13 protein-coding genes are annotated in these 14,206 nt (G+C 51.8%); 5 read left to right on the top strand and 8 right to left on the bottom strand.

The features are described from left to right. From J4G02_12170 to J4G02_12135, 8 genes are all read right to left on the bottom strand, one after another. Positions 1-443 (bottom strand): mandelate racemase/muconate lactonizing enzyme family protein (locus tag J4G02_12170; GenBank protein MCE2395335.1); only part of this gene is annotated, 443 nt, incomplete at its 3' end. A gap of 179 nt (positions 444-622) precedes the next feature. Then, positions 623-2,221, bottom strand: coding sequence for a hypothetical protein (locus J4G02_12165; protein MCE2395334.1), 1,599 nt, complete (start codon positions 2,219-2,221; stop codon positions 623-625). 254 nt (positions 2,222-2,475) lie between these two features. Beyond that, on the bottom strand, positions 2,476-3,462 hold the full coding sequence (locus tag J4G02_12160) for a zinc-binding alcohol dehydrogenase (GenBank protein MCE2395333.1): 987 nt from the start codon (positions 3,460-3,462) through the stop codon (positions 2,476-2,478). Between the two features lie 235 nt (positions 3,463-3,697). Beyond that, positions 3,698-4,504, bottom strand: a complete 807-nt coding sequence (locus tag J4G02_12155; protein MCE2395332.1) for an enoyl-CoA hydratase/isomerase family protein — start codon at positions 4,502-4,504, stop codon at positions 3,698-3,700. Continuing rightward, positions 4,501-5,688, bottom strand: a complete 1,188-nt coding sequence (locus tag J4G02_12150; protein ID MCE2395331.1) for a CoA transferase — start codon at positions 5,686-5,688, stop codon at positions 4,501-4,503. The genes J4G02_12155 and J4G02_12150 overlap by 4 nt, the downstream gene beginning before the upstream one ends. Positions 5,689-5,958: 270 nt before the next feature. Then, positions 5,959-6,432 (bottom strand): IS200/IS605 family transposase, encoded by a 474-nt coding sequence (gene tnpA / locus J4G02_12145; GenBank protein MCE2395330.1) that lies wholly within the window; start codon positions 6,430-6,432, stop codon positions 5,959-5,961. Positions 6,433-6,775: 343 nt separating this feature from the next. Next, positions 6,776-7,930, bottom strand: a complete 1,155-nt coding sequence (locus tag J4G02_12140) for an RNA methyltransferase (protein ID MCE2395329.1) — start codon at positions 7,928-7,930, stop codon at positions 6,776-6,778. A 330-nt stretch (positions 7,931-8,260) separates the two neighbouring features. After that, positions 8,261-9,658: a PD40 domain-containing protein gene (locus J4G02_12135; protein MCE2395328.1), complete on the bottom strand. Its 1,398-nt coding sequence runs from the start codon at positions 9,656-9,658 to the stop codon at positions 8,261-8,263. 526 nt (positions 9,659-10,184) lie between these two features. Here J4G02_12135 and J4G02_12130 point away from each other — a divergent pair. The 5 genes from J4G02_12130 to J4G02_12110 form a co-directional block, all read left to right on the top strand. After that, positions 10,185-10,661: a hypothetical protein gene (locus J4G02_12130; GenBank protein MCE2395327.1), complete on the top strand. Its 477-nt coding sequence runs from the start codon at positions 10,185-10,187 to the stop codon at positions 10,659-10,661. 187 nt (positions 10,662-10,848) lie between these two features. Next, the gene (locus tag J4G02_12125) at positions 10,849-11,247 is read left to right on the top strand and encodes a hypothetical protein (GenBank protein ID MCE2395326.1); all 399 of its coding nucleotides are present in this window, start codon (positions 10,849-10,851) and stop codon (positions 11,245-11,247) included. Between the two features lie 369 nt (positions 11,248-11,616). Further along, entirely contained in the window at positions 11,617-12,102 is a 486-nt protein-coding gene (locus J4G02_12120) for a hypothetical protein (protein ID MCE2395325.1), read from the top strand. Positions 12,103-12,818: 716 nt separating this feature from the next. Then, a complete protein-coding gene (locus tag J4G02_12115; GenBank protein ID MCE2395324.1) occupies positions 12,819-13,247 on the top strand; it encodes a hypothetical protein in 429 nt (142 codons plus the stop codon). A 626-nt stretch (positions 13,248-13,873) separates the two neighbouring features. Continuing rightward, positions 13,874-14,206, top strand: a 333-nt coding sequence (locus tag J4G02_12110; GenBank protein ID MCE2395323.1) for a hypothetical protein, incomplete at its 3' end; no start/stop codon positions are given.

Below are 14,206 nucleotides of genomic sequence, written 5' to 3'. Positions count from 1 at the left end.
CACGCTTTCCAGCCTTCGTCCACACACCTTTTTGACCAGTCCTGAAACGCCGTTCGGTTCGTCTCTGTCTCGTCGTAGATGCCGCTGAAATAGACCGGCACTTTGGAGCGGGTCTGCCCGCCCAAGATGCGGTAGAGCGGACGGTCTAATGTTTTTCCCAAGAGGTCCCACAGTGCCATGTCGATGCCGCTCATCGCGCGGAGTTCGGCGCCCATCAGTCCATGGAAAGACGCACTGCGGTACATCCGATTCCAAATCTTCTCGATATCCTCCGGATTTTGACCGAGCAGATGGCCGCGGGCAAATTCGTGAATCACTATCTCCGCAGGATCGGCACGGTGGTAGGTCTCCCCGAGGCCGACATACCCCGCGTCGGTGCTAATCAGAATCCAGCAGTAGTTTCGACATTCCGAGCGGATGGTTTCCACTTTGGTAATTTGCATCTCTTCTCCTATTTGGTAGGGAACAACGATCGTTGTTCCCTACAATGCACTGATTCTTATTAGGGCTGCCTCGTTTTCCCGCATCACGTTTCACGCTAACACATGGCTAGTGTCGGGCAAGATGCCCGGCCTACGGATGTGATGGGTTTTAAATGCACCAATGAACTAATGAACCAACTTCAAACCCGGTAGGCGAAGAGTTTCGCTTGGAACATCTGGATACGTATAGCGACAGTCTCGCCGATGCTGCTGATGTCTCGCTGCCCCTTCCAGGTTACAACTTGGTCGAGTGCATCGCCGGTCAGAGGATCGCAGTCCGCAAAGCTGAAGCCGGGGACGGGATCGCCGTCCGGAGTCATCAGATGAGGCGTCTTGTCAAGGACTTCGACCTTGATCCAACCGCCGGGCTTACACCGGTAGTTGAGCCGTAGTTCATCGTGGCAACGGTATACGGTCGGAATGGTAAAACGCCCTTCCAACGCTGCGACCAGACCACAGAACCGATGCGGCTGCCAACGCGCCCACCGGATTTGCAGCGGACGACGGGCGGGGAACATCGCACTTGCCATGTCGGGCAGAACGTTGTGGAGTTTTGAATTGCCTGTATAGGGCGACGCCCAGTAGCCGTCGGGCAGCTCGACCAACCCGCCACGCCAGAAGTGGGCGGAGCACTCATCGCCGCTACCCGGTGGACCCACTTCAAGAACGGGTTTCCGCTCTGGGCGAGACCAGAACAATCCATCGCGGCTGAAAGCGATCTGACCGTCCATGTGATCGGCGATCTGGTGATAGATCGGGATCAGCATCCCGTGTAAATCTGTGCGACCCGGATACGGAAAATAGTTGGCACCGTAGAACGAGATATCTAGGTCGTCCTGCGCGTCCGGCTCCAAGATAAGTTTCGGGGCGGGCCACGTGCGAAAGTCATCGGTTCGAGCAAAGCCGATGGTGCGGCGGTGTGTGCTTTCTTCCAAGCGTCCCGTTCCGATGCCACCCATCATCTCCGTTGGGTAGCCCATGATCTGGAGATAAGCGTAGTAGTTATTGTGATGCGGATCGAAACGGGCAGCGATCGCACCGTTGACGGGTCGATTGCCGAGCGGTTGCTCCAACGGCGTCCACCGGAATCGATCGGGGGATGTCCAGCCCAGCATCCACCCCCAGATGACCGCCTTCGGTCCCTTATAGGCTGCACCTTCAGCGTTCTGGGCGGCAATCCGCTTACCCGCTTCTTTGCCGATCAACCTTTCGTTGGTATCCGGGTCGTACCACGCCATATTACCGCCCATCGCTTTGTAGCGTTCCTCCGGGGGTGCCCCCGGATCCTCGAAAAATCCCGACGATCCTCGCGGCGGATCGGCGATGAGATTGTTCTGTTTCGATCCCTGAAACTCGACCTGTCCCAATTCGGGACGGGTCCACCGGTAGGCATCAACGCTGTGCGCGTAGGCGATACCGATGCCCCCGGATTCGTAGAGCATGTGATAGGCACCATCCTCCTGCCAGATGTAGAGCGGAGCGATAGTAGGGTGTTCCCACGCTTGGACTGCTTCGAGCAGCGGTTCAGATTTCAGGGCGGTTTCCACCTCGAATCGGATTCCAACGGGAGCGTCAAAGGGCGTGAATAGGTCTTCACGGTTCATGCCCCTGTTGCCGGCGTAGATATCGACGGTATCGACCAACGGGCTCCACGCCCCTGTGTTACAGAGGATTCGTGGGGGTCTGACCTGTAAAGGGGTATGTTTTTCTGTGGGGGATTCGTTAGAAGGAGTTGTCATAGGTTTCCTTTTTATTGGTTCATTGGTTCATTGAATTTCTGAACCTTATACGCATCACGTTTCATGAGTTGTTCACATGTCGCCCCGCTGGGGCTTGGGTGTTTTGTTTATCGCGTGTTCTATAAACATATCGCCCCGCTGGGGCTAAAAGATCCCAAGCTCCCCTGATAAGGGATATTTAGGGGGTTGGCTGTTGCTCTCCTATAAACATGTCGCCCCGCTGGGGCTAAAGATTCGTTTATACATCACGCCTCTTAAAGATTTGTCCAATCGAAAATATAGGTTAACCGCTCACTCCGCCTATGCAGCAGATTTTGATACACGGTCTGGGGATCACGTGGCGAGATTTTCGTCGCTAAAGGGGCAACCGACATCTTACCTGCAGCTAACCATCTCAACCCGGCGGCGAGATTTCCGTAGATGCTGTTCGTCCGAAACTCCGTAGGTTGATTCGGAAGTTCCCATTCCCATCCACTTCGCACGACCACATATTTGTGGAAAATTGCGTGCAAGATTGTATGGGCATACATTTCTGTATAACGTCGCCACGGCGTCGCAATCAGCACCACTTCGCCTTTCTTGCGGACGACGTTGCAGCCGTCCAGCGCTGCCTGCTCGTGGCCCGAACAATCGATGACCAAGCCCACCGTCCCCGCAATATCGGGATCGTCCACCGGAACAGTGGATAGGACGTTCTTGAGTCCACATTCGATAGCGACCTTGCGACGAGATTCAATCGGCTCACAGGCGAACACTTCATAGCCGGCGTTCGTGAAATTTTGGGAGGCAAGGTTTCCAACGATGCCTAAGCCGGTGACGACAACTCGCTCCGGCGGTCGAGCGGTCGTTGTGGTCAACGTGGTCAGGCTCACGTTCATCAGCCGGGCGAAAACGCCTGTCTCCGGTGCGAGCCCTTCGGGCAACAGCAGGGCAGCGTCACGCTTAACACGCTGATAAGATTGATGATTCCCCATACAGAAGATGTGATCGCCTGCCTTGATGTCGTCGATAGCCTCCCCAACGGATTCAACCTCAAAGACCGCTGCATAGCCGGAGCCACGTGGGAAATTGCCTTCCGAAGGGTAGGACCCTGTCGATTCCGTTCCTGCACTTATCAACGTGACGATGCTGCTACCAGCAATCTCGTCCGGTGCGAGTGGTGTCGGGTCCCGATCAACGACCCGTAGTTCCGCCTGTTCCCGTGCGACAAACTGAACCGCGTAATCTTTCTCTGAACTCATGTACAATCCTCTCTTCAGATAGTTTGATGTTTCGTGTTGTTGGTCCGTTGGGTATTTGGCTATTCCATGTACTGCACACATGTCGCCCCTCTATAAACATGTTGCCCCTCTGGGGCTTTGGTTGCTAGTATGTCGCCCCTCTATAAACATGTCGCCCCGCTGGGGCTGGACGAACAATGAACCCATAAACAGATCATTATCTCATTATCCCGCTTCCTCGTTTTCTCGCTTTCCCCTATCTCCCGTGAAACTGCGGCTTTCGCTTCTCCATGAACGCTCGCCGCCCTTCCTTATAATCCTCGCTGGCGAAACAGGCATCCACAAGCTGTTTGCAAAGTTCCAGATCCCGATCGTCCGGGTCTTTGCAGACCTCCGCAATAATCTGCTTGCAGGCTTTGATAGTCAAGGGCGCATTGCCCGCGATGGTCTCGGTGTATTCGTCCACGAAAGCGTCGATTTCGTCCTTCGACAACACCCTGTTGATGAGTCCCATGTCGTAGGCTTCCGATGCGTCAAACTGTCTGGCAGTGAACAGGATCTCTTTGGCGCGGATGGGACCGACAAGGCCGACCAACGGCTTCAACCCACCGTAGCCGTAGCCGAGGCCTAACTTGGCTGCGGGGATCCCAAATTTTGAATCATCGGTGGCGAAACGCAGATCACAACAGAGCGCAATTCCCAACCCACCGCCGATACAATATCCCGCAATCTTCGCGATCGTTGGCTTGGAGATATTCGTCAGCTTTTCGTGGGCAAGTCCCGACGCCACATTGTACCCTTTAATTGCATCCGCCGATGCCCGCTGCTTCTCGAACTGCGATATATCCGCGCCTGCAGAAAATGCCCTGCCACCCTCGCCCGAAACGACCACGGCGCGAACTGTATCATCTTCCTCGAAGACCGCCATGACCTTCGCGATGCCCTGCCACATCTCGTAAGAGATGGCGTTATGTTTTTCGGGACGGTTGAAACGGAGATAGCCGACACCCTCCCGCTTTTCGGCGATAATCAGATCCGTGGTGCTGCTTGCCGCAACATTCATACGACATTCTCCTTTCGCATTGTTTCGATTTCATCGTCCGAGAATCCGAATTCCCGCAGGATTTCATCTGTGTGTTCACCCAATTCGGGCGCGGGACGATACGGCATCTTTGGGGTGCCGCTCATATTTGTGGCGTGGCGCAGCACGTCCAACCTACCAAGCACGGGATGATCCACGGGACGCGACATTTCGAGATGCTCTATATGCGAATCCGACCACATCTCGTCCATCTTGTAGATAGGTCCGCACGGCACACCCGCGTCATTGAGCGCCTCGATCCATTCGTTGCTGCTTCGGGTTGAGAAATACTCCTGCAATTCTGCGTTCAACGCAGCCCGATTCCGTGACCGCGCCCCATCATCTGCGTAATCGGGATTATTCCGAAGCTCGCTCGCCCCTAGGAGGTCACAGAGCCGTTCCCACATCGTCCCACCGCTCGCTGCTATATTAATGTAGCCGTCAGTCGTCTGAAACACGCCGGTCGGAATGCTGGTCGGGTGATCGTTGCCCGCTTGACCCGGCACGTCGTTGTCGATGCTCCAACGTGCCGCTTGGAAATCGAGCATCGCGATCTGCGCTTCGAGCAGCGATGAGTGCACCCACTGCCCTTCCCCCGTCTCCTCGCGCTGCAGCAAGGCGATCAGTACCCCGATGGCAGTATACATGCCGGAAGCGAGGTCTGCGATCGGCACCCCGACGCGCAGGGGTCCCTGACCCGGAAATCCAGTAATCCACATCAAGCCGCCCATCCCCTGTGCGATCTGATCGAAGCCCGGACGCCCCCCGTATGGACCGTCCTGCCCGAATCCGGAGATACTGGCGTAGACGATGCGCGGGTTCTCGGTTCGGCACGCCTCGTAATTAATCTTCAGGCGATCCTTGACGCTGGGGCGATAATTCTCTACTACCACGTCCGCCTGTTTTACCATCCGCATGAACGCGGCGTGACCGATTTCCGACTTGAGGTTCAGTGTCATGCTCCGCTTGTTTCGCTGGAGGTTCTGAAAGTCTGAGTTATGACGTGAACCGAGGGCATCGCCCTCCTTACCGGGGGCTGGCGGCAGTTCAATCTTTATGACGTTCGCACCCCAATCGGCAAGCTGACGGACGGCGGTCGGTCCCGCACGGACGCGGGTTAAATCGAGAACGGTAAAACGGTGGAGCGGTGGTTTATGGTCGGTCATCGTTTATGGTAACTCCTTTTCTGCTATTTTTTTTTGGGTTAGTACATCCAAAGGATTGGAAGGGTAGAATGAACGGAAGTCAGTTAAGTTTAGCGCAGATCCACATAAAACACAATAAATAATATCTAATGCGTAATGCGTAAGAAAAACCGTTTTGACACCTTGCGTATTATGCATAATATATTATTTTTTTTAGCACCAGAGGTGCGACATGTTTATAGAGTATCGGCAACCCCAATACCCCCAAGCCCCAGCGGGGCGACATGTGTATCATGCTTCGGTTACGTCGTCCGAATCAAAAACATATTTCGGATTATACGAGACATTAAAACGCTTAAGAAATGCCAGATATTCTTCCCTGAATGTCTGACGGGAATGATGCTCCTCCTGATTTTTAATGTAACGAGCGACAGTGTCCAACTGAGAATGTGCATACGAGAACGCAGCAAAACCTGTCTGCCATTCAAATCTGCCGGCAATCCATCTCTTTTTGTTAATGAATTTTGACGAATTTGCTTTGATGTCTCTGACCAAGTTAGAAATGACAGTGTCGGGGGTTATGCCCACAAGGATATGAATATGATCGGGCATAGAATTGATCTGAATGACGGTTTGATTTTTGCCGTCGATTATGCCGGTAATATATTTGTGGAGTTCATCTTTGTGCGGTTTTGGGATAAGGGATTGTCTTCCTTTGACAGCGAAAATGATGTGAATGTAGAGTTGGGTATAGGTGTCAGCCATGATGTGTTTCCTTTGGGGAATTTTTCACATGTCGCCCCTCTGGGGCTTTGGTCACTTGGATGTCGATTTTCTATAAACATGTCGCCCCTCTGGGGCTTTGGTCACTTGGATGTCGATGTTCTATAAGCATGTCGCCCCGTTGGGACTGTGTTGGTTCATTAGTACATTAGTTCATTAAAATGTTGGGTTTCGCTATCGCTCTACCTAACCTACGAGCATTCCCTGTTTTCTGACCTCCCTCACCCCTTCGCGTCCTCGTTCTCTGGTTTTCCCGTTTTCTCACTTCCTCTTCCCTTGCGTCTTTGCGTGAATTGGTGGATGGCTTGCTCTTTTTACGTTTCAATCAAAATAGCTCATACTTCAACAACCTGCATTCTATCGGTCCATTATACAGTGTAAACCGTTTCGCTGTCCGCAGCCCGATCCACTTCGCCAACTTCAGATTGCCCGTGAACAGATACGCTGTATATCCCGCACACCGCTGTTTCAGCACATCTCCGAAACCGCTATACAACGATTGTAGTTCCTCCGCTTCCCCCGTCCGTTCACCGTAAGGCAGATTGCAAACAATAACCCCCCGATTTCCGCGCGGACTCAGCTTCAGCGCGTCGCCCCTCATGAAACGGATGTGTTTTTCTAGTCCCGCTAACTTCGCATTCTCTGATGCAACCCGGATCGCCGGTCTCGAAATATCGTATCCGAGAATCCGTCCCGGAATCTTCTCACGAATCGCGTCTCGTGCTTCATCGGTCAAACGTGCCCACAGCTTCCGATCAAAGTTCCGCCACCGCTGAAAACCGAACGCTAGCTGTCCCGACGATCCGTCCCCACACCGCAGGAGTCCGGGCGCATAATTGATCGCCTTGAGCGCGGCTTCGATGACAATCGTGCCAGAACCGCACATCGGATCGATGAACATCCCCTCATTGTCCCACGCGACCAACCCCACAATCGCCGCAGCTAAGGTCTCCCGCAACGGCGCATCCATCGTCTGCTGGCGATACCCGCGCAGATGCAATCGATCGCCGGATGCATCGAGGTTGAGGACGCAATGGTCTTTCACGATATGGGCATTGATCTGGAGCGATGGACGCCGCCGGTCCACGTTTGGACGGCGACCTGTGCTATCCCGAAACTCATCCACAATCGCATCCTTGACTTTCAGTGCGGCGTAGTGGGAATGAGAAATCTGGGAATCGCGGCAGTTACAATCGACAGCGAATGTGGTGTCAACTGTCATCCAATCATGCCACCGGACGTTGCGGGCATTCTCGTAGAGTGCTTCCGGCGTCGGGCAGGAGAACTCCGCTATCGGCATCAGCACCCGATTCGCGGTGCGGAGCCAGAGGTTCGCCCGGTAGAGCATTTCCAATCCGCCCTCGAAATGCACACCGCCGGCGGTGGATCGAACCTTCAGCGCACCGATCGCCGCCAATTCCTTTGTAATGAGCGGCTCTGTCCCCTTTGCTGCTGTCGCGAAAAAACGCATATTTTCCATGTTTCGATTATCCCTTTTCTATAAACATGTCGCCCCTCTGGGGCTTGGGAGGTAAGGAGATACCGCCCTCTATAAACATGTCGCCCCTCTGGGGCTTGGGTCGCTTGGATGCCGATTTTCTATAAACATGTCGCCCCTCTGGGGCTTGGGAGGTAAGGAGATACTGCCCTCTATAAACATATCGCCCCTCTGGGGCTTTGATCGCTTGGATGCCCATTTTCTATAGACATATCGCCCCTTTGGGGCTTGGGAGGTAAGGAGATACTGCCCTCTATAAACATGTCGCCCCGCTGGAGCTAAATGAACTAATGAATCAATGCACTGGTGAGCTTACTCTAGGTGCAAGAGCAGATCCCGCTGCGTCAATGGTCGGTCAAGGTGCATCAGATAGATCTGGAACGTATCGCTGCGGTCGGAGATAAACGCCAACAACCTCGCATCGGGTGAAAACGCCGGTTGCATCGACGCGCCGATCCCGTTCGTCAGCCGCCGTTCATTCGTCCCGTCCGCATCCATCAGATAAATCTCAATATCCCCGTCCCGCGCCGAGACAAAGGCGATGGTCTTCCCGTCCGGCGAAATCACTGGGCTATAGCAATCGTGCGGGTTCGGGTTCAGATGCCTTTCATCGCTGCCGTCGATGTTGATGCTGTAGATCTGATGCCGTTCCGATTGTTCGTTCTGTGGGTCTTCAGTCCGTGCCGAGACAAACGCAATCCGTTTCCCGTCGGGAAAGAAGACAGGGCTGCCATCGTCCACTTCGTTGTGCGTAATCTGCTGAGACGGAATCGTCTCTGGATCAATCGCGCCTAGATCCACGCCACTTAAATCGAGGATATACAACTCCAGATTGCCGGCGCTATTTGATTCGTAAGCGACGCGCTGCCGATCCGGCGATATCCCTAACGAGCGGACACCGAACCCGACAGGCATTATCTCCTGTGTCACTTTACTATTAATATGTGAGGCATAGAAACCCGCGTAGATTGGTGTCGATCCGCTGCTCTGCAGCAAAATCTTCACCTGACGTGAGGTCTGCGGCTCACGACTGTAGATAATGTAGTTCGGGTCGCTCAAAAACGCAGGCTCTCCCTCATCGTAGTCGGTGGTGAAGGTCACCCGTTTCCGCACACGCCTGTCGTCGATATCCATGACGAAAATCTCACCGTTATCCAACCGATACGACGCAAACACCAGCTGCAGTCCGTCCGCTGAGAATCGCGGCGAATAGTTGTCCTTTTTGCCGCTGGTCAACTGCTCCACCTGATACGCATCGGTGATGAGTCCTGCCACCTGCTGGAGTACCGCGCTGTCCGATGTAGATTGGACAATCGCCCGCAGCTCACGGTAGCCTGATTCGCGAAGCCCCTGTTTCAGATACACCTTTGCTAACGCGAGCCGCACCGTCGCTTTGTCTTCGGGGCGGGCGGCATACAGATTGATTGCTGTTCTATAATTGTGGATCGCTTGATCATAACTGCCTAACCCCTCGTAGGCTTGACCTAGCAGAAATCGCGCCTTGGGGTTCCGATCGTCCACCGTGATAATCTTCTCCAACAGGTTAATCGCCTCCGGATGCATCCCCGAATGGATCAGCGCCTCGCTCTGCCGGAGCGGTTCGTCCTTCCCGCTGCACCCAGCCACGTAACCGAGCAGCACAACTACTAGCGCAAACCGTGAAACGTAAACCGTGAAACGTAATATGTTTAAGGTTAAATCAGATTCCATCCTTTTACTCCTATGACTCACGAAATTAATAGACCAATGAACCGATGAATCTTCCTCTGTGTCTTTGCGCCTTCGCGGTACGTTTTCTACGTATTACGCATTACGCATCAGACTCGGATCATTATATCAAAAAAATGTTGATAAATCAATAACGCTGTGCTGGCATAATCTAAGCTACTGTCTAACTATAGTGGATCTTAGAATTACTGAAACACCCCAAACCGTACCGCATTGCCCTCAGGCCCGGTAGGTTCGGTTTTTAACCGCACCGCATAGGCGCAGTTAGAAACAGCGCCTACCCAACACGGGGCGCGAAAGTGTCTATTTATTTTTTGAATTCACCATAATGTCCCCTGCCCATTGCGTTTTACGCTAACATGTGCCGCTCCGCTGGGGCTAAATGCTCCGTCTTCTCCGTGTGTTCCGCTCAATCCGTTTTAATCGGTGATTTAGACAAAAATGGATTGATAAATGGTCAAACCCGTGATACCATATAATGCCATTCTCTCAAAGGAGGCGGTCAACCGTGAAAGGCATAATCATTCTATTCCTGCTCCTTTTGGTATCCCCCGCGTTTGGTGAACTGACGAAGGAGGATATGCGTACCATCATCAAAGAGGAGAACGCGGCGTTGGAAAAGCGCGTGAAAGAATATATCGATCTCAAAATTGAGACGGTGAACGCTAAAATTGATACGGTAAATGCTAGAATTGATGCGGTAAATACCAGAATTGATACGTTAGAGAAAAGCGTTGATGGCAGGTTTGATGCGTTAGAGAAAAGCGTTGATGGCAGGTTTGATGCCTTAAATATGAGGCTGGATGATGTGGATAGCAAGTTTAATCGTATCTGGCTTGCGATCATCGCGCTGATAACCGCTGCGATTGCGCTTCCGCAATTGATTATCATTTATGCAGAGAGGAAACGTGGTCGGGAGATCCAGATGCTACTTGAACAACTACGTGACAAGACCGAAGGGACGGAAACCGGGGCTAACCAATGAGCCTCTTGTTCCAATCTCCCCAGGGATTTTGTTGGGTTTCGCTGTGGCTCAACCCAACCTACGGGTTATCTCGTTTTCTGGTCTTCCCGTTTGCTTCGCCTAATCCGCGATTCAGACAAAAAGATATTGCTAAATCGTCAAAACCGTGATAATAGACAAGCGATTTCCCCAAAGGAGCCGGTCACCCATGAAAACGGTAACAATCCTATTCCTACTTTTGCTGACAGCCTCCGCGTTTGGTGAATTGACGAAGGAAGATATACGCACTATCCTCAAAGAAGAGGTCCGCCCGATTATCAAAGAAGAGGTCACTGCGTCCGAAAAGCGCGTGAAAGAATATATTGATCTCAAAATTGAGACAGTAAATGCCCGAATTGATGCTGTAGATCAAAAACTAAGTGCCCGAATTGATGCCTTAGAGGGAAGCGTTAGTCGCATCTGGCTCGCAATACTTGCACTGATAGCAGCCGCTGTTGCACTTCCGCAACTCATTATTGTTTATTCAGACAGAAAACGAGAGAAAGAGATTCAACTTCTCATCCAACAATTCCGTGAAAAAGACGAGCCAACACCGCCCCGATCATAATCATAACCCCACCCCAACGGGTTGAGAGACCCAACCCCTACGCATTCACCTGCTCGTTTTCCCCGTTCCGCCCTTTGGTAGGCGCTGTTTCCAACTTCGCCGATTCGGTATTGCAAATGAGCACCTGTCGCCCCGCTGGGGCTTTTGTTGATGGGAGATGCCGCCCGACTATAAACATGTCGCCCCGCTGGGGCTAAAAGACTGGTTTTTCCGCTCCCTCGCTTCCTCGCCTGCTCCTGTTCTCTCGCTCTCTCCTTTCTCCGCGTAATCCCTAAATCCGCGTTAATCTGTGATTCAGACAAAAAGATCTTGCCAATCCCACCAAACCGTGATACCATATCGGATCATTCCTCTCAAAGGGGGCTCCCAATGAAGATTATTCTTGTCCTTTCGATGCTCTTTTGTGCGATCGCGTTGCCAGCTTTCGGTGAACTAACAGATGCGGATCTTGATAAGATTCGTTTGATTGTTAAGGAGGAAGTCAAAACGGAAATCGCCGGAGTCAGGCAGGAAATCGCCGGGGTCAAGCAGGAACTGAAAGCGGAAATCGCCGGAGTCAAGCAGGAACTGAAAGCGGAAATCGCCGGAGTCAGGCAGGAACTGAAAGCGGAGATTGCCGGCTCGGAGAGAAGGATAAAAGATTATATCGACGCCAAAATAGAGGGTGTCGACAAACGTTTCTCAACGTACAACTGGGTGATTTATATCCTCATGCCGCTTATTGTGGCTGCGATAGGTATACCTACAGCCATCAGCGCGTGGCGGATCAGCAAGGATCGCTCGCTTGAAAGGCAGGTTGAAACGCTCACAAAGGAAATCGAAATGCTGAAGCAACAACGAGTTGTAAATCCTTGAAAAATAACGCAATGGTGCAAAGTTTTTACCCCCCTGTGTCCCCCCGCCCCGGTCACGGGATTCTCTCGGACAAGCAAGGGGAGTGAGTAATGAACTTCCCTCCTTCCCATCTTCTCGTTTTCCCGTTCTCCCTCTTCCGCGATTATCTCCGAATTTGTCACATGTCGCCCCGCTGGGGCTTTGGTTCCTAGGGGATGCCGCGTATCTATAAACATATCGCCCCTCTGGGGCTAAATACAGACGGTCTCTCCTCCGTGTAATCCGTACAATCCGTTTAATCCGCGATTCAGACAATATGCACATAGTGCTCCGCTGGAGCACAGGAATTGGGGCATATCACCCGTCTATAGACATATCGCTCCGCTGGAGCGCAAATCAATCCCGCTCCCTCGTTTTTTCCTTTCTCCGTGTAATCCGCTGAATCCGTTCTAATCCGTGATTCAGACAAATGGCACTTTCGCGAAGTTTCTAAAGTCCCCCTGATAAGGGGGATTTAGGGGGTTAGTCCCTGTAGGGCGAGATGTGGATCTGGGCGCAAGATCGTTGATTATGGAAAATCGACCTACAAGATTCTGTGTTCTTTGCGTTAAATTTTGTTTTGATTCGTGGATGGCTTCCTCTTTTCACGTATCACGCATCACGTTCAAAATTGCCTTGCGAACCCCACCAAACCGTGATAACATATACCATCATTCCTCCAAAGGAGCCGGTCAACCATGAAAACCGTGACAATCCTATCCTTACTCCTGTTGGCATCATCCGCATTTGGCGAGCTGACCAAGGAAGATCTACGCACCATCGTCAAAGAAGAGGGCACCGCGTCCGAAAAACGTACGCGGGAATATATCGATCTGAAAATTGATGCCCTAGATAAAAGCCTGAATGCCAGAATTGATGCCCTAGATAAAAGCCTGAATGCCAGAATTGATGCTGTGGATAAAAGCCTGAATACCAGAATGGATGCTGTGGATAAAAAATTGGATTGGGTGTGGTACATGATAATTGCACTGATTGGGTTGATAACAGCCGCCATTGCGGTTCCTCAAATAATCATTGCCTACAGAGACAGAGGTCAGAAGGAGATGCAAATCCAAATTGACCAACTCCGCGAAAAGATCGAAGCGCTGCAAAGCACCCCATCATAACCCACCCTATCTGCCCCTCATACATCACATTTCACACTAACACCTGTCGCCCCTCTGGGGCTTTGGTTCCTAGGAGATGCCGCCCGGCTATAAACATATCGCCCCGCTGGGGCTAAAAGACTCGTTTTCCCGCTTCCTCGTCCCCTCGCCTGCTCCCGTTTTCTCCTTTCTCCGCGTAATCCTTAAATCCGTTTTAATCCGTGATTCAGACAACAAAAAAAATTGAAACTCTCCCAATTCCACCGTCGTAATATCCTGCGTATGACCATCGGCAATCTGTCTACAGACCGATTTTATACCCAAAATTCTGAATTCAGTGGTTCGTGTGAATTTTTTCACAAAAAAAGGCTTGACAGATGTTTGTATCTGTTGTATTATAGGGCGTCTTTAATTTTGGATAAGGTAGAATTGTGTGCACGGTTTAGGGTGATAATGACCCCTCCCACACAGATGTCCCCGGTTCCTAAGTTCAATAGTGAGTCAATTGTATATTGGCATTTTACATCTAACGTGAAAGGATATTTATATTTATGTTTGAATCGAAAGACGCATCGAAAAGTGACGAGCGTCGAGTTAAAAACACATCTAAACCTTTAACCCGAAAACGGAAAGGAGAAACAGACACAATGGGTAATCGAGGTATACAATTAAGCGTGTTTTTTATTATTAGTTTAATGCTGCTTGCAACGGTGTTCAGCAATACCGTGATGGCAGCAGAGAATGATGGAAAAGGAAGGGTAACGGTAGGTTGGAGTCTTGGGGCAACTGGTGCGAACGCTGTCCGGGCTCTCGCTGCTGATGGTTTGCCTACTGATGGTGTTGCTACTGATAGCAATAGTGAGACTCTCGGAGCAGGTGTTGCGACTAGTGCGGATCCTCTTGCTGCCGGTAGTGCTCGCAATGTGCTGCAATTTACCTACACAGCGTTCACGGATGTGGCTGGTAATGCCGCTGATGGC

This window comes from Candidatus Poribacteria bacterium (assembly GCA_021295755.1).
Lineage (GTDB): Bacteria > Poribacteria > WGA-4E > WGA-4E > PCPOR2b > PCPOR2b.
Note: the sequence above shows the minus strand (reverse complement) of the source record. Positions and strands in the feature narration are given on the sequence as shown.